The organism is Bacteroides sp. AF34-31BH (assembly GCF_003602795.1).
Classification (GTDB): Bacteria; Bacteroidota; Bacteroidia; order Bacteroidales; family Bacteroidaceae; genus Bacteroides; species Bacteroides uniformis.
On record NZ_QTLV01000007.1, the window covers coordinates 94,344 to 110,130 of the forward strand.

Below are 15,787 nucleotides of genomic sequence, written 5' to 3' on the forward strand. Positions count from 1 at the left end.
TAATTGCGCAGCCACTTGTAGCTCGTAGCTCATAATCCGATTGCTAATATTCATCAGTCATTCAGCATCATCGGCATCAGCAGCATCAGCAAGTCTTCGTTCTCTTCCTGCTCTACCGGAATAATGACACCTGCACGTGAAGGATCTGCCAGTTCGATAACGATTTCATCGGCAGAAATGTTATTCAGAATGTCAATCAAGAAAGTGGACTTGAAACCGATGCTCATCGGATTGCCCGCATATTGGCAAACCAGTGTTTCTTCGGCCGATGTAGAGAAGTCGATGTCCTGTGCGGAGATGACAATCAGATTCTCCTGCATACGGAGCTTGATAAGGCTGCTTGCCTGCGAGGAGAAGATGGACACGCGGCGCAAAGCACCGAGCAGTTGCAGGCGGTCTACCGTCACTTTATAAGGGTTGTTCTGCGGAATCACAGAGTTGTAGTTGGGATAGCGTCCTTCGATAAGACGGCACACCATGCGGTAGCTTTCCAGTGTGAACACAGCGTTGCGTTCGTCGAACTCGATAGTCACCATGCCTTGTTCTTTCGGCAGCAGATTCTTCATCAGCGAAGCCGGCTTCTTGGGCAGGATAAAGGCGGCACGTTCGTTACCTTTGGCGGCCAGTGTCTTGCAGCGCACCAGCTTATGACCGTCTGATGCCACCATCGTGATGTCCTCCGTTGTGATATCGAAATAGATACCGTTCATCACGGGACGAAGCTCGTCATCAGCCGTAGCAAACACGGCACGGTTGATACCACCCAGCAACACTTGTGCATCCATTTCCACACGTACGGCATTGTCACCCAACATGGCAGACTGCGGGAACTCGTCCGCATTCTGCCCCATCAGGCTGTATTTACCGTTCTGATACTGTACCGTGATTTCAAGGGAATCCGTATTGATTTCAAAAGTCAACGGTTGTTCGGGAATTTCCTTCAAAGCGTCCAAAAGGGTTTTGGCTGTGACGGCAAAACGGCCGTCCATATCACTTTCATTCACTTCGACCGTAGTGACCATCGTCGTTTCACTGTCGGAAACAGTTGCAGACAAGGTTCCGTCTTGCAGTTCAAAGAGGAAACAATCCAAAATAGGCAACGCATTCTTCGAATTAATCACACGGCTGATAGCCTGCAAATGACTGGAGAGCGCAGTACTCGAAACGATAAATTTCATATCTTCTGTATATTTAAGTTTTTTATTTTGCTAACGTCTTAGAAACCGTTTTTATCTTTTTCAAACTGACGGACAAAGTTAAAAAAAGAATTCCCTACGACAAAGAAATAGCAAGAAAAAACAGCCGAATATTCGTCTCATATTCCTAAAAAATTGTAACTTCGCCGCATCATTTAAAAAGAAAACAATGGAATTTACAGGAAAAATCATCGCTATACTCCAGCCCAGAGGCGGAGTTTCCAAGTCAGGTAACGAATGGAAATCACAAGAATATGTGATTGAAGACCATGGCCAATATCCGCGCAAAATGTGTTTTGACGTATTTGGAGCGGACAAAATCGAACAGTTCAATATTCAGATGGGCGAAGAGCTGACAGTATCTTTTGATGTAGACGCACGCCAATGGCAAGACCGTTGGTTCAACAGTATTCGCGCATGGAAGGTAGAACGCGTAAGCACTGCCGCACCCGCTCCGGGCGCTCCCGTTCCACCGCCGGCTCCCACTGCCGCACCGGAATTCCTCGCAGGGGATGCAAAGGATGACCTGCCGTTCTAAGAATATGTTATAATTCACCACAGATTGCACAGATTAACACAGTTCATTCTAGAATTTTGATAATCAAGAATTTTTAGCTGTTTTAATCTGTGCAATCTGTGGTGAGTGTGTATTTTGACTTTCCTCGTGCTTATTTTCCCTCAGCACTCTACAGAATGACCGATTAATCACCCTTTATAAAGCAATACGATATTCGGATAAACCACCCCTTCTGTACAAGTGAATTGTACTGCAAGCATGAAATGACGGAAGAAGTTGGATTGACGGAAGAAGAAGTTCGGTATCAGACGCACATACGTTTCAGGCTGGCTCAGCATCATCTCCATATCCACCATCATCACAAAATTATATATGGGTGAAAGACTGCCTATACCCTCTTCGTACACCGGTGTTCCGTCTAACACATCTCCACTCTCCACCGCCTCAATATAGGCCGAAAGGCTCAGTGCATCGGGAGCCAGCAACAGACTACCCCGATAGAAACAGGCAAAGGTATAAAGGGCAGACTCCGTGATGCCCGTCAGCTGGGTAAGCAGCGTGTTACGGGGCAACACATATTTAGGGAACTTCCTTGCTTTGGGATACAACGAATTATTTGAAACCACCTTCGGCATAAGCGGAGCATCCTCTTCCTTGGGGGTACTGTAAAGCAGAGACTGCAAGCGGCGTTCCGCTGCCAGTTCATCCTTGAGAGGGATACACATCACGGCGCAAGGCAGCTTGTCCAACGTGTCTTTAGACTGGAACAAGCAAGACATCACGCTCTCGCCCGCATGCTCATTCAAGTAAGCAATCCACTCCTCGTCGCGCTGCTTGATATAGTCTGAATAGGTGGCCTTGGCATACTCCTGACTGGCAGTAAAGCCAAACCAGGAATTTCTGTCAGACATTGCCCAGCGATCGTAAAAGAAAGTGGAAGACGGAAGCAGAGCCCCGGAAAATCCGTCCTCTACCGGCTGCTGCACCCGCAAGGCATTGATAAACGTCTGTGTGGAATCCGACCCATGGCTGATGCCGGAGCAATAAATGGCATCTTCATTGAACTTCATGTCAAACTCCGCCCAACTGCCCAGCTGCGTCTGCGAACGGATACCGTCCGTAGGCTTCCCCATATCCACTCCTTTCATACGCACATAGACCGTGGCAGCCACGTTACTCTGCTTGCCCGCGTACATAGTGCGGAAAGAAGGGAGGTTCATCAGGGACTTTTTGCTGCGCCGCGCATCAATCACATGTTCTATCAAACGCTTCTGGAAACTTACAACCAGAAAATCGGGAGTGAAGTAGGCAGCCAGGAAACGACCGTCTGCCATGGGATAGATACGTATCTCCTCTCCCTTGTAATCGAAATACTTGGAAGGAAACGAACTGGAGCAGTACTTCTCCACAAAAGACTCCACCAACTCATAATCACCCGAACCCAAACTGCAATACAATACTTGGTTCATCGGTGTATCCGGCTCGTGAAAGCTAATCAGCATCTTGTTCATCTGTTTACTCAGTCCATGCGGAGTATCCTCCACCAAAGTATACAAATATTTCTTCAAGTAAACAAAAAGCTCCGATACGTATAGAAAATGATTGTCTTTGCTGCAATTCAGTTCATTGATATCTTCCACGAGGTCTGCCATACGGTCGGTTTCGAGTATGGCTGTGGCATCTTGCGGCACCAAAGTATAAAGATTGAAATCCTGCCGGTTCTCCACCGAATTCAACCGCAGGAAAGAATACACACCAAAACCGGTACATAGCAGCACTATGGACACAACGACAGCTATCTGTATGAGGAGTCGGAGTTTCATGGCATTTATTCATCAACTTTTGGCAAAAATAGCATTTTCTACTAATAAAACAAAACAAATGTTTCAAAAAGTTTAGAAATCTATTTCAAGTCCATCGTAGGCAAAGTGTACATGGGGTGGCAGCTGCTTTTCGATATCGGCATGAAGCCCTGCATGATGGCTCATATGGATGAAATAGGTCTCTTTGGCACCAATACGTCCGGCAGCCTCCAACGCCTCCGAAATACTCTGGTGCGTAGGATGCGGCTTTGGCCGTAAAGCATTCATTACCAAAACGTCCAAGCCCTTCAATTGTTCATAAGATTCCTCAGGCATCATGTGCATATCCGTGATATATCCCAGCCGGCCGCCAATGCGGTAGCCCAGGATGGGAAGCCTACCGTGCATCACCCGTAAAGGCAGCACCTCCGTCCGGTTGATGTGGAACGCCTGCCCCGCCTCCACTTCCTGCAGATAGATACGCGGAACTCCCGGATATACTTTATCGACAAAGCAGTAAGGCATCCTTGCCCGCAGATGGGCAGCAGTGTAGGCATCGGAATAGATAGGGATATCGGCAAAACGGCCGAACGGGCGCAAATCATCCAGACCGCCCACATGGTCATAGTGTTCGTGTGTCACCAGTACGCCGTCTATCTTCTCAAAAGAAGAGGCGCGCAGCATCTGTTCCCTGAAGTCAGGGCCACAATCTATCAATATCACCGCATCATCCGTATGCAGCAGGGATGACGCACGCAAGCGGTTGTCCCGCGGGTCAGTGGAAGTGCAGACCGGACAAGTACAGCCTATCTCAGGCACTCCGGTCGAAGTTCCGCTTCCTAGTATTCTGAGTTTTCCCATTGACTAAATCAAATAAATTTCTAAAATCAGGTTATATACAACGATGTTTGGGTGCGTCAAAACTCTCTTACTATTTTATCAAACAAACTTCCGGGTGAATGTCAATGCCGAATTTCTCGCGGACAGAAGCCCGCACGGCATCCGAAAGAGCAACAATATCCGCTCCCGTGGCACCACCCGAGTTCACCAGTACCAACGCCTGCCGGCCGTGCACCGCAGCAGGCCCCAGCGCCTTCCCTTTCCAGCCACACCGGTCTATCATCCAGGCAGCCGGTATCTTTACCCGACCGGCATCCACATCATAGTGGGGCATGTCCGGATATTCCCGTTGCAAAGACTCGAACTGCCGACACGGCACGATGGGGTTCATAAAAAAACTACCCGCATTGCCCAGCACCTTCGGGTCGGGCAACTTGCTTTGACGGATGTCTATAATCACGCGGCGCAAAATTTCCAGATTCAGCACCGGATATTTCTCCAGCTCCTGCCGGATAGTACCGTAATCCAATGTATAATGTTCCCGTTTACCCAGGCAGAAGTTCACGTAAGTCACAAACACGGTCTTCATCTCCGGTTGCTTAAACAAGCTCTTTCTGTAGGAGTAGCCGCATTCGTCCACCCCGTAGATACGCTTCTCCCTTGCCATGTTTATGGTTTCCACGGATGTTATCAGGTCCTTTACTTCCACACCATAGGCACCGATATTCTGTACTGCGCTCGCCCCCACCTCACCCGGTATCAGCGAAAGGTTCTCGGCACCATACCAATGCCGCTCCACACAGTAGGCCACAAAATCGTCCCATACCACACCGGCGCCCACACGCACCGACACGTGCTCCTCATCCTCTGACGTCACCTCCAGGCCACCGATACGTGAATGCAGCACCGTGCCTTCATAATCCTTAATAAAGAGCAGGTTGCTCCCTCCACCGATATGCAGCCAGGGCGCAACGACCTGTCCTGCTGCAATCAGCTCCCGCAGTTCATCCTCCGAACCGTATTCCAGAAATCTTGCAGCAGTAACGTCAATTCCAAATGTATTGGGTATCTTCCTCAAACCTTTCCTCCTTTATTTTAAATGCTCGTGTCTTCATATTTGTACAGCTCCCATCCCTTACTGCGTTTGCGGAAATAGAAGATATTGGAGTATCCGTTGCCTATGCCATTTACCTTCAGTATTTTGGTATCCGACAAGTCCTCATTCTTCTGTCCGTAATTGATATTAGACAATCTGTCGGTAGGCATTACCGGACGAAAGGCATACCACTGGTCCACATCCAAAGTAGTTTCCAGAATAGAAAACTCGTCATCAGGGTCTATGGTGATGAATTGTAGCGGATGCCTGATATGCTTGCTCTGATAGACACTGTCCGTCACAAAACGGGTATAGAATTCCACGAAGTCCTCATTTTCACCTTTCTCCATCTCGCGCAGGTTAATGGCCTCGAGCATCCACATTCCCCGCTTCCGCTCAAAATAATAACGCTTCACCATACGCGTTTTCAAGAAAATCCACTCCACTTGCACCGATGTCAGCGTAGTATCGCCCACCATGTCCATATCCTCTTCCTTATCAAAAAGCAAGGTGTAATAGTTCTGCTTGGTAAACAGATAATCATGCTTCCAAAACTCTTCCTCTATCTTTGACGGCGTGTCACGATTGTAATAGGGCAAAGGAAATACCGTCCTCTGCCTTTGCAGGGCATCATCCGAAGCATAATTGAAGATAAAATCATCAAACAGCTCGTCTGCCTCCATCGGCTTCGGTTCTTCCTTCACTTCTGCTTCCAGCAGCGTATCGGCCTTGTGACCGGCCGAATCCACCATTTCCGTAATGGTAGCAAAGGGATCCATTTTCGCCTTTTTGTTTCCGCACGAAATCAAAAAGGTGAACAACAAAAATCCCAATAAAAGTTTTTTCATTCTTTACGGACCGCTTACGGTCACTTGTTTAATTTAGCTCTTAATTTCTCAAGCATGTCTACGGTCATGGACTCCAGGTCGTACTGCGGCATCCAGTCCCATTCCTCGCGTGCACAAGAGTCATCCAGAGAGTCGGGCCAGCTGTCGGCAATGGCCTGCTTCAGCGGATCAATCTCGTATACCATCTCAAAATCAGGCATATGCTTCTTAATTTCCTGATAAATCTGTTCCGGGTCAAAACTCATGGAGGCGATGTTGAAAGCGTTGCGGTGCTTCAGCCTTGCCGGTGCCGCTTCCATCAGCGAGATGGCCGCGTTCAGTGCGTCGGGCATATACATCATATCCATATACGTGCCGGCCTTCACCGGACATACGAATTTTTCTCCCTTCACGGCAGAGTAGAAAATATCTACCGCATAGTCCGTAGTGCCGCCACCCGGAGGGGTCACGTTCGAAATGATTCCCGGAAAACGTACCGAGCGTGTATCCACACCATATTTTGTATAGTAATAGTCACTCAACAATTCAGTCGTCACTTTAGTCACGCCATACATGGTACGCGGACGCTGGATAGTGTCCTGTGGTGTCTTCACGTGAGGCGTAGCTTCGCCGAACGAACCGATGGAACTCGGGGTAAACACGGCACAATTGTACTCGCGCGCCACTTCAAGTACATTCCACAACCCGTCGATACCGATTTTCCAAGCCATGGCCGGACGGCTTTCGGCAACTACCGAGAGCAAGGCAGCCAGGTTGTAGATTGTATCAATCTTGAACTGACGCGCCACCACCTCGATGGACTGACGGTCTGTCACATCGGCAATAGCCGAAGGACCGGATGCTTTCAATTCTCCCTTGGGCATAGCACTCGGAATGTATCCTGCCACAACATGGTCATCGCCATAACGTTTGCGCAACTCCAGTGTGAGTTCCGATCCAATCTGTCCGGTAGCTCCAATTACCAAAATATTCTTCATACGAGTTATTTATAAGGTTTCGTTATTATATATGGTGCAAATATACACACTTTTTTTTCATATTTCTGCCATATTGTTATTGTTTATTCCAAGAAAAATGATGTTCTTTGTGGGAAATGTAACGACAACGTATTACCTAAAAAATAAAAATGCTATGTACGGTAAAATGAAAGACCATCTCAGCAAGACTATTGCTGAAATAAAAGAAGCCGGACTCTACAAGGAAGAGCGACTGATTGAGAGTGCACAACAAGCTGCCATCACCGTAAAAGGCAAAGAGGTACTGAACTTCTGTGCCAACAACTACCTGGGACTGTCCAACCACCCGCGGCTGATTGCCGCCGCCCAGCAGATTATGGAACACCGCGGATACGGCATGTCGTCCGTACGTTTCATCTGCGGAACGCAGGACATCCACAAGGAGCTTGAAGCAGCCATCTCCGACTACTTCAAGACTGAAGACACCATTCTCTATGCCGCTTGCTTCGACGCCAATGGCGGGGTATTTGAACCCCTCTTCACCGAAGAAGACGCTATCATCTCGGACTCCCTGAACCATGCTTCCATCATTGACGGCGTACGCCTCTGCAAAGCCAAACGCTATCGCTACGCCAATGCCGACATGGCCGACCTGGAAAAATGCCTGCAGGAAGCCCAAGCACAGCGTTTCCGTATCATTGTTACGGACGGGGTATTCTCCATGGACGGCAACGTTGCCCCGATGGACCGAATTTGCGACCTTGCCGAGAAATACGACGCGCTAGTCATGGTGGACGAATCACACTCTGCCGGTGTGGTAGGCCCCACGGGACACGGCGTAAGCGAACAATATGGCACCTACGGACGCGTAGACATCTACACTGGAACTTTGGGCAAAGCCTTTGGCGGCGCTTTGGGAGGATTCACTACCGGACGTAAGGAAATCATTGACCTGCTGCGCCAACGCAGCCGTCCGTACCTCTTTTCCAATTCATTGGCGCCAGGTATCATCGGCGCCAGTCTCGAGGTATTCAAGATGCTTAAAGAGAGTAATACCCTGCATGACAAACTGCTGGAAAACGTGAATTACTTCCGCGACAAAATGACTGCCGCTGGCTTCGACATCAAGCCGACACAGAGCGCCATCTGCGCCGTCATGCTGTATGATGCCAAACTTTCCCAGATTTATGCCGCCCGCATGCAAGAAGAAGGTATCTACGTCACCGGCTTCTACTACCCCGTAGTGCCCAAAGACCAGGCACGCATCCGCGTACAAATCTCTGCCGGACACGAAAAGGAGCATCTGGACAAATGTATCGCTGCATTTATTAAGGTGGGGAAAGAGCTGGGAGTGCTGAAATGAGTGATGAGTTATAAGTTATTTGCTTGTGCTTTCCCTTGCGGATATAAGCCCTTCATCAACAAATAACTCACAACTTATAACTCATAACTAAAAAAAATCCCGCGACTAAAATTAGCCGCGGGATTTTTTTTAGTTTCTCTCTTATCTACGTTCTCCCAGTTTTGAGTCAACGAAGAAGATTCCGGCATCACCGGCTTTCTTTATCATATCTACAATGCCGTCGGCAGTAGCTTCTTCTTCTACCTGCTCGCGCACGAATCCCCAAAGAAAGTCTTGTGTAGCCTTATCTTTTTCGGCAGAGGCAACATCTACCAATTCATCAATCATTTTGGAAACACGGCGTTCGTGCTGGGCTACCTGCTCGAACACTTCCAATGGAGTACCGAAGTCATTGGGAACAACATCAATCTTGTCCAGTTTGGCCTTACCGCCACGCTTGATGATATAAGAAGCCATTTCGCAAGCATGAGCTTTTTCTTCAGAAGCCTGCTTCTTCAACCAGGAAGCCATGCCGTTATAACCTTCTTTCTCCATATAGAAAGACATTGCCAGATAAAGGTTGGAAGACCACATCTCAGCCGTAATCTGCTCATTAATTGCATTCTGTAATTTTTCTGTAATCATAATCGTATTTATTAAAATTGAAATCATTACAAAAGTAACAAGAAACCTTAAAAGTTGTTCACGCAATAACATTTTTTATATAAAAACAGAAGCCTTGGTATAATAAATGCTTCGCCATTCATGCAACGCATCTCCAGCCTCTCTATACCAGCTCGTCCGACGTATATCCTTGAGGCAGCTCACGGCAGTTATAGCCCGAAGCCATAATTTCGCCATAAGCCCCTGCCGAACGGAGGGCGATAAGGTCGCCACGCTTCACCCCATTCAAATCAATAGCCTTACCGAATACATCAGAAGACTCGCAGATGGGCCCTACGACATCATAAGCCTGAACCGGCGCATCCGAAGTGATATTCTCTATCTTATGGAACGCTTGGTAGAGTGCCGGACGAATCAAATCCGTCATGCCGGCATCCAGAATGGCAAACTGCTTGTTGGTGCCCTGCTTCACATAAAGCACCTGCGAAATCAATGAACCGCATTGTCCCACTACCGCACGTCCCAGCTCGAAGTGGAGCGTCTGGTGGGGACGGAGTTTCAGATGGCTGTTGTAAGTCTCGAAGTAGCTTTTGAAGTCGGGTATCGGCTGACGGTTGGGGTGACCGTAGTCAATGCCGAGTCCGCCCCCCACATTGACGTGCTCGATGCGGATATGGCGAGCTTCCAGCTTATCCTGCAATTCGTTGACGCGGTTACACAAAGCCACGAAATCGCCCATATCCAATATTTGGGAACCGATGTGGAAATGCAGTCCGATGAATCTCAGGTTCTTCATATTCTGCGCAATGTCTATCACATGGTCCATATCCTGCATGCTGATACCAAACTTGTTTTCGGCCAGCCCAGTGGTAATATTGGCATGGGTATGGGCACCTACATTGGGATTGATACGGAAAGCCACATTGGCCACCTTACCTTTAGCGGCAGCCAGCTCGTTGATAATCTCCAGCTCGGGGACAGACTCCACATTAAAGCAGAAAATGTCATAATCCAGCCCCAGATTGATTTCCCAATCAGCCTTGCCCACCCCTGCAAAAACAATCTTGCCAGTGGGAAAACCTGCCTTGATGGCTGCACGGATTTCACCGCCACTTACACAGTCGGCACCCAAGCCGTTCTCGCGGATAATGGCAAGCACCTTGGGATTGGCATTGGCCTTCACAGCATAATGCACCGAATAGTTGCCATATCGGGCAGCTTCCGTACGGATGCACGAAAGTGTGTCGCGCAAGACCTTTGTGTCGTAGTAATAGAAGGGAGTACGCAATTCGCGGAATTTATGGATAGGGAATGTTCCTTTCATATAATAATCGTAATCTTTGTTTAGTTTAAAAAAAGGAAGATGAAAGAGGTGTCTACAAATAATTTTTCAGACGCAGATGACGCAGATTACACAAATAGGAAGCAAAAAGAATCTGCGTCATCTGTGTAATCTGCGTCTAAAAAATATCAAGAGTTATTCCTCATTGAACAGCGCATCGCTGAGTGACTGCAACGCTGCCTTCTTGTCGCACTCGCGGATGAGGAAAGAGATATTATAGTTGCTACCACCGAAAGAAATCATACGTACCGGTATGTCGCGCATGGCATCCAATGCCTTGGCTTCGAAACCGACGTTTTCCCATTCGAGGTCGCCCACCACGCAGATGATGCACATGTCCTTGTCCACCGTCACTGTGCCATACTTCTTCAAGTCATCCAGAATTTCATTGAGATGCTTCACATTATCGATAGATACGGACACACCCACTTCTGAAGTACAAATCATATCGATGGAAGTCTGGTAGCTCTCGAATATCTCGAAAACCTTACGCAAGAATCCGTGAGCAAGCAACATGCGGCTGGATTTTATCTTGATGGCCGTAATGTTGTCCTTGGCAGCCACCGCCTTAATCTTACCCTTCTCCGTATCGTTGGAAATCAGCGTACCCGGAGCAGTGGGGTCCATCGTATTGAGCAGACGGACGGGGATATTGGCATACTTGGCAGGCTGGATGCAGGTAGGGTGCAGAATCTTGGCACCGAAGTATGCCAGCTCGGCGGCCTCTTCGAAATGCAGATGACGCACCGGCGCAGTCTTGTCCACAATACGGGGGTCGTTGTTGTGCATGCCGTCGATATCCGTCCAAATCTGGATTTCGGAAGCGTTGATGGCAGCACCAATCAGCGAAGCCGTATAGTCGCTTCCGCCACGCTGCAGATTGTCTATCTCGCCGTAGGCGTTGCGACAGATGTACCCCTGAGTGATATAAATCTCAGCATCCGGATGCAGTTCCAGCTGAACCTGGAGCTTGTCCTTGATATAGACCGGATCGGGCTCGGCATTCTTGTCCGTACGCATGTATTCTAAAGCCGGAAGCAACACAGACTTCACGCCGCATTCCTGCAGATAGTAGTTCATCATGGCGGTGGAAATCAACTCGCCCTGAGCCAACACCACTTTCTCCTCAAACAGAGTGAAGAGGTCTTTGGTATAAGAACGGATATAGTCAAAATGTGATTTGATGAGTTCCAGGCCTTTCTGTTTATACTCCGGAGTAGCAAAGAGTTCATCAATGTGCTGGCGATATTTACTTTCCAGCTTGTTGATAATCTCGTTGGCACCTTCCGGATTCTTCTTGTACAGATAGTCCGAAATCTCAACCAATGTGTTTGTGGTACCCGACATGGCAGAGAGAACCACAATCTTACGTTCACCATCGGTAATCAATTTGGCCACTTCCTTCATTCGCTGAGCCGAACCTACTGAAGTACCTCCAAACTTTAAAACTTTCATTTTCGTTCCTGTATTAATTAGTTTATAGTTACAAGCTACGAGCTACAAGTAGGCAGCTGCGGAGCTTTATCGTTAATTTCTGTTCTTTATAAGAATCAGTAGTTAGAGATAACTACTTAACTACTAATCATTGGTTATTGCAGGGGCGTATTCTGCTGTAACATCAGTCATCAGATGGTCTGCGCACCGGTACACCTTGCCGGGAAACTCTCGCAGCAGCTGCAGGTTGTGCGTGGTCATCACCACCAGTGCGCCGGCTTCACTGATGCCGTGCAGAAGTTCTGCAATGGCATGTCCGGTTTCCGAATCCAGGTTTCCGGTAGGCTCATCCGCAAGGATTATCTCCGGAGAGTTGAGCACTGCACGCGCAATCACAATGCGCTGTTGCTCACCACCCGACAGTTCATTAGGCAGCTTATATCCTTTGTTGCTCATCCCCACCAGGTTCAACACCTCTTCTATTTTGTCCTTAATCTCCCCTTTGCTCTTCCAACCGGTAGCACGGAGAACAAATTCAAGGTTATCGTACACCGTACGGTCTGTCAGCAACTGGAAGTCCTGGAATACGATTCCCAGCTTACGGCGCAACTGCGGGATGTGCTTACGCTTAATATGGAGCATGTCATACCCCAATACTTCAGCCTCGCCCGATGCAATATCCAGTTCGCCATAGAAAGTCTTGAGCAGGCTCGTCTTGCCGGAGCCCACTTTACCTACCAGGTACACGAACTCCCCTTTGTGAAGTTCCAAATTCACATCGTTCAGTACGCACAACTCCTGCTGGTGTATCTCTACGTCCGTATATCTTATCAGCGCCTCGCCCACCCCCATTTTAATTATTAATTTTTAATTACTTAATGTTTCTTCCACGTCGCACTGTGACGTTCCTCCAATTCACGCGCAAGGTCTTCAATGCGGTATCCTTTGGATGTGAGCAGCACGATGAGGTGATACAACAAATCAGCTCCTTCATAAATCAGGCGTTCGTCCGTACCGTTGCAAGCCTCAATGACGGTTTCCACAGCCTCTTCGCCTACCTTCTGTGCCATTTTGTTGATACCGGACTGGAAAAGACTGGTCGTATAGGAACCTTCGGGCATTTCATCATAACGCTTACAGATGAAATCCTGAAGAAGCTTTAGAAACATAACCGGCTGTTCGTTCTTCTCACCCCAGCAAGTATCTGTACCGGTATGGCAAACCGGGCCTACGGGATGTACCTGCACCAGTAACGTATCCCGGTCACAGTCTTCCTTCATGGAAACCACATTCAGGAAGTTGCCACTCTCCTCGCCTTTCGTCCAAAGACGGTTCTTGGTACGGCTGAAGAAAGTCACCTTTCCAGTTTCCACCGTCTTGTCATAAGCCTCCTTGTTCATGAAGCCAAGCATCAGCACCTTAGCGGTATCTGCATCTTGTATAATCGCCGGAACGAGTCCGTTCATCTTGTCAAAATCCATTCTATTTACGATTTAGCTATTTACTATTTACGATTGATATTACTTTAAGTGACTGGAGACTTATGATTTGCTTGAGTAATCCCAATCGTAAATCGTAAATCGTCCAATCGTAAACTCACCTTCATCTTCTCATCGCAATTCCTTGGGCACAAAGATACGATTTTAATTCGGGAATTTTGATTTCTCCGAAATGAAAAACACTGGCTGCCAGGGCAGCATCTGCTTTTCCCTGCAAAAAGACGTCACGAAAATGTTCTTTGGCACCTGCCCCTCCCGATGCAATGATGGGGATGGACAATCCGTCGGCAAGGCTGGAAAGCGCTTCATTGGCATAACCGGTCTTGACACCGTCGTGATTCATGCTGGTGAACAATATCTCGCCCGCACCACGTTCCTGGGCTTCTTTTGTCCACGCAAACAGTTCCTTATCCGTTTCCACACGACCACCGTTCAAGTAGCACCGCCATCCCTTCTCTGTCTGTTTGGCATCAACTGCCAGTACACAAACCTGAGAACCGAAGTTCTTCGCAATCTCGTCTATCAATCCGGGACGGCGAATAGCTGAGGAATTGATGGAGATTTTATCGGCACCTGCATTCAGTAGCCTATCCACGTCACCCAGTTCATGAATGCCTCCACCTACAGTAAAAGGAATGCTGATATTCGCAGCTATGCGTTTCACCAATTCAGTGAAAGTCTTACGGCCTTCAAAACTGGCTGTGATGTCGAGAAAAACCAGTTCGTCGGCACCCTGCTCACTATAAGCACGCGCCAGTTCTACCGGGTCGCCGGCCTGACGGAGGTTCACGAAATTGGTACCTTTCACTGTCTGCCCATCTTTAATGTCGAGGCAAGAAATGATTCTTTTTGCTAACACGGCGGTTTGAGTTATAAGTTATGAGTTATAAGTGATTAATTTTCAATTTTCACCTTTCAACTAACAAAGTTTTCCAGTTCTTTGAAGGTGATGCGGCCTTCGTACAGAGCCTTACCGAAAATAACGGCAGGTATGCCGACAACTTCCAAATGGCGTATATCATCGGCACAGCTTACGCCTCCACTGGCTATCAGATAGAGTTCAGGATGGTGCTCCAGTATCTCCTTATACAACGCTATCGATGGTCCTTGCAGCATTCCGTCACAACTGATATCAGTACAGATAACCTTACGGACCCCCTTCTCTACATAGTCTTTCAAGAACGGAAACAGTTCGCAGCCACTCTCATCCTTCCAACCATTGACGGCTATTTTATGCTCTTTCACATCAGCGCCAAGAATAATTTTCTCGGAACCATACATTTGAAGCCATTTGCAGAACAATTCGGGATTCTTCACAGCAATGCTGCCACCGGTCACCATCTGCGCACCGTTCTCAAAAGCTATCACCAAATCTTCATCACTCTTCACCCCACCTCCAAAATCAATAATAAGAGACGTACGCACAGCTATCTGTTCCAACGTACGGTAGTTTACCACATGATGGGAAGCCGCACCGTCCAAATCGACCACATGAAGTCTGCGGATACCATGAGCCTCCAGCTCCAGGGCCACTTCCACGGGATTTTCGTTGTACACCTTCTTGCTGTCATAATCGCCTTGGGAAAGGCGTACACATTTTCCGTCAATAATGTCAATAGCGGGAATCAGTTCTATCATTTTATTTACAATTTGACGATTTACAGTTCCAGGAAATTCCGCAAAATACGCTCTCCCACACTTCCACTCTTTTCCGGATGGAACTGTGTGGCGTAGTAATTGCCTTTATGCAAAGCGGCACTGAACGGATGAATGTAATCCGTCACGGCTGCCGTACAATCATTGACTGGCACATAGAAACTATGTACGAAATAAACAAACTCTTCTTTAGTAAAGCCTTTAAAAAGTCCGCTATTCGTCCGGGCAATGGTATTCCATCCCATATGAGGTACTTTATCCTCGTGCCTCTGCGAAATGAAACGTTTCACATCAGTATCAAAAATACCCAGGCAATCCACATCCCCCTCTTCAGAGTGGCGGCACATCAACTGCATGCCCAGGCAAATGCCCAATACCGGCTGGCGTAACTCCTTTATCAGCCTATCCATACCACCGGCACGCAAAAAGTCCATAGTGGTTTCCGCCTCTCCCACACCGGGAAAGATAACCTTATCAGCAGCACGTAGCACAGCCTCATCTGCCGTAATCACTGCCTCTACTCCCAGACGCTTCAAAGCATAATCCACCGAACGGATATTGCCTGCATTATATTTGACAACTGCAACTTTCATTTTTTTAATTGAGAATTGACCATTGAAAGGTAATAATTGAAA

16 protein-coding genes are annotated in these 15,787 nt (G+C 47.9%); 2 read left to right on the forward strand and 14 right to left on the reverse strand.

Annotated features, from left to right (window positions below; genetic code table 11):
- Nucleotides 1-53 precede the first annotated feature (53 nt).
- Nucleotides 54-1,178 (reverse strand): DNA polymerase III subunit beta, encoded by a 1,125-nt coding sequence (gene dnaN / locus DWZ67_RS12260; RefSeq protein WP_005831387.1) that lies wholly within the window; start codon nucleotides 1,176-1,178, stop codon nucleotides 54-56.
- A gap of 187 nt (nucleotides 1,179-1,365) precedes the next feature.
- Between dnaN and DWZ67_RS12265 the strand changes: the two genes are divergently transcribed.
- Entirely contained in the window at nucleotides 1,366-1,734 is a 369-nt protein-coding gene (locus DWZ67_RS12265; RefSeq protein ID WP_005831391.1) for a DUF3127 domain-containing protein, read from the forward strand.
- Nucleotides 1,735-1,901: 167 nt separating this feature from the next.
- On the opposite strand, the gene DWZ67_RS12270 is transcribed toward DWZ67_RS12265, so the two are convergent.
- The 5 genes from DWZ67_RS12270 to DWZ67_RS12290 form a co-directional block, all read right to left on the reverse strand.
- On the reverse strand, nucleotides 1,902-3,536 hold the full coding sequence (locus tag DWZ67_RS12270) for a DUF3352 domain-containing protein (RefSeq protein ID WP_005831393.1): 1,635 nt from the start codon (nucleotides 3,534-3,536) through the stop codon (nucleotides 1,902-1,904).
- A gap of 72 nt (nucleotides 3,537-3,608) precedes the next feature.
- Entirely contained in the window at nucleotides 3,609-4,376 is a 768-nt protein-coding gene (locus DWZ67_RS12275; protein WP_117958890.1) for an MBL fold metallo-hydrolase, read from the reverse strand.
- Between the two features lie 70 nt (nucleotides 4,377-4,446).
- Nucleotides 4,447-5,433 (reverse strand): UDP-N-acetylmuramate dehydrogenase, encoded by a 987-nt coding sequence (gene murB, locus DWZ67_RS12280; protein WP_120138897.1) that lies wholly within the window; start codon nucleotides 5,431-5,433, stop codon nucleotides 4,447-4,449.
- 17 nt (nucleotides 5,434-5,450) lie between these two features.
- The gene (locus tag DWZ67_RS12285; protein WP_005831399.1) at nucleotides 5,451-6,299 is read right to left on the reverse strand and encodes a DUF4348 domain-containing protein; all 849 of its coding nucleotides are present in this window, start codon (nucleotides 6,297-6,299) and stop codon (nucleotides 5,451-5,453) included.
- A gap of 20 nt (nucleotides 6,300-6,319) precedes the next feature.
- Nucleotides 6,320-7,276, reverse strand: a complete 957-nt coding sequence (locus tag DWZ67_RS12290; protein ID WP_120138899.1) for an NAD-dependent epimerase/dehydratase family protein — start codon at nucleotides 7,274-7,276, stop codon at nucleotides 6,320-6,322.
- A gap of 154 nt (nucleotides 7,277-7,430) precedes the next feature.
- Between DWZ67_RS12290 and kbl the strand changes: the two genes are divergently transcribed.
- Nucleotides 7,431-8,618, forward strand: a complete 1,188-nt coding sequence (gene kbl, locus DWZ67_RS12295) for a glycine C-acetyltransferase (RefSeq protein ID WP_117600412.1) — start codon at nucleotides 7,431-7,433, stop codon at nucleotides 8,616-8,618.
- A 141-nt stretch (nucleotides 8,619-8,759) separates the two neighbouring features.
- Here kbl and DWZ67_RS12300 read toward each other — a convergent pair whose 3' ends face one another.
- The 8 genes from DWZ67_RS12300 to hisH form a co-directional block, all read right to left on the reverse strand.
- Nucleotides 8,760-9,242, reverse strand: a complete 483-nt coding sequence (locus DWZ67_RS12300; RefSeq protein WP_005831414.1) for a ferritin — start codon at nucleotides 9,240-9,242, stop codon at nucleotides 8,760-8,762.
- A 142-nt stretch (nucleotides 9,243-9,384) separates the two neighbouring features.
- Nucleotides 9,385-10,545 (reverse strand): diaminopimelate decarboxylase, encoded by a 1,161-nt coding sequence (gene lysA, locus DWZ67_RS12305; RefSeq protein ID WP_005831416.1) that lies wholly within the window; start codon nucleotides 10,543-10,545, stop codon nucleotides 9,385-9,387.
- 153 nt (nucleotides 10,546-10,698) lie between these two features.
- Nucleotides 10,699-12,018, reverse strand: coding sequence for an aspartate kinase (locus DWZ67_RS12310; RefSeq protein ID WP_005831418.1), 1,320 nt, complete (start codon nucleotides 12,016-12,018; stop codon nucleotides 10,699-10,701).
- 123 nt (nucleotides 12,019-12,141) lie between these two features.
- Nucleotides 12,142-12,849, reverse strand: coding sequence for a cell division ATP-binding protein FtsE (locus tag DWZ67_RS12315; protein ID WP_005831420.1), 708 nt, complete (start codon nucleotides 12,847-12,849; stop codon nucleotides 12,142-12,144).
- A gap of 23 nt (nucleotides 12,850-12,872) precedes the next feature.
- Nucleotides 12,873-13,478: a bifunctional phosphoribosyl-AMP cyclohydrolase/phosphoribosyl-ATP diphosphatase HisIE gene (gene hisIE, locus DWZ67_RS12320; RefSeq protein ID WP_009038209.1), complete on the reverse strand. Its 606-nt coding sequence runs from the start codon at nucleotides 13,476-13,478 to the stop codon at nucleotides 12,873-12,875.
- A gap of 121 nt (nucleotides 13,479-13,599) precedes the next feature.
- Nucleotides 13,600-14,355: an imidazole glycerol phosphate synthase subunit HisF gene (gene hisF, locus DWZ67_RS12325; protein WP_005831425.1), complete on the reverse strand. Its 756-nt coding sequence runs from the start codon at nucleotides 14,353-14,355 to the stop codon at nucleotides 13,600-13,602.
- 56 nt (nucleotides 14,356-14,411) lie between these two features.
- Complete coding sequence (gene hisA, locus DWZ67_RS12330; protein ID WP_005831427.1) at nucleotides 14,412-15,134, reverse strand: 1-(5-phosphoribosyl)-5-[(5-phosphoribosylamino)methylideneamino]imidazole-4-carboxamide isomerase; 723 nt, start codon at nucleotides 15,132-15,134, stop codon at nucleotides 14,412-14,414.
- 20 nt (nucleotides 15,135-15,154) lie between these two features.
- Nucleotides 15,155-15,745, reverse strand: coding sequence for an imidazole glycerol phosphate synthase subunit HisH (gene hisH / locus DWZ67_RS12335; RefSeq protein ID WP_008664882.1), 591 nt, complete (start codon nucleotides 15,743-15,745; stop codon nucleotides 15,155-15,157).
- Between the last annotated feature and the right edge of the window lie 42 nt (nucleotides 15,746-15,787).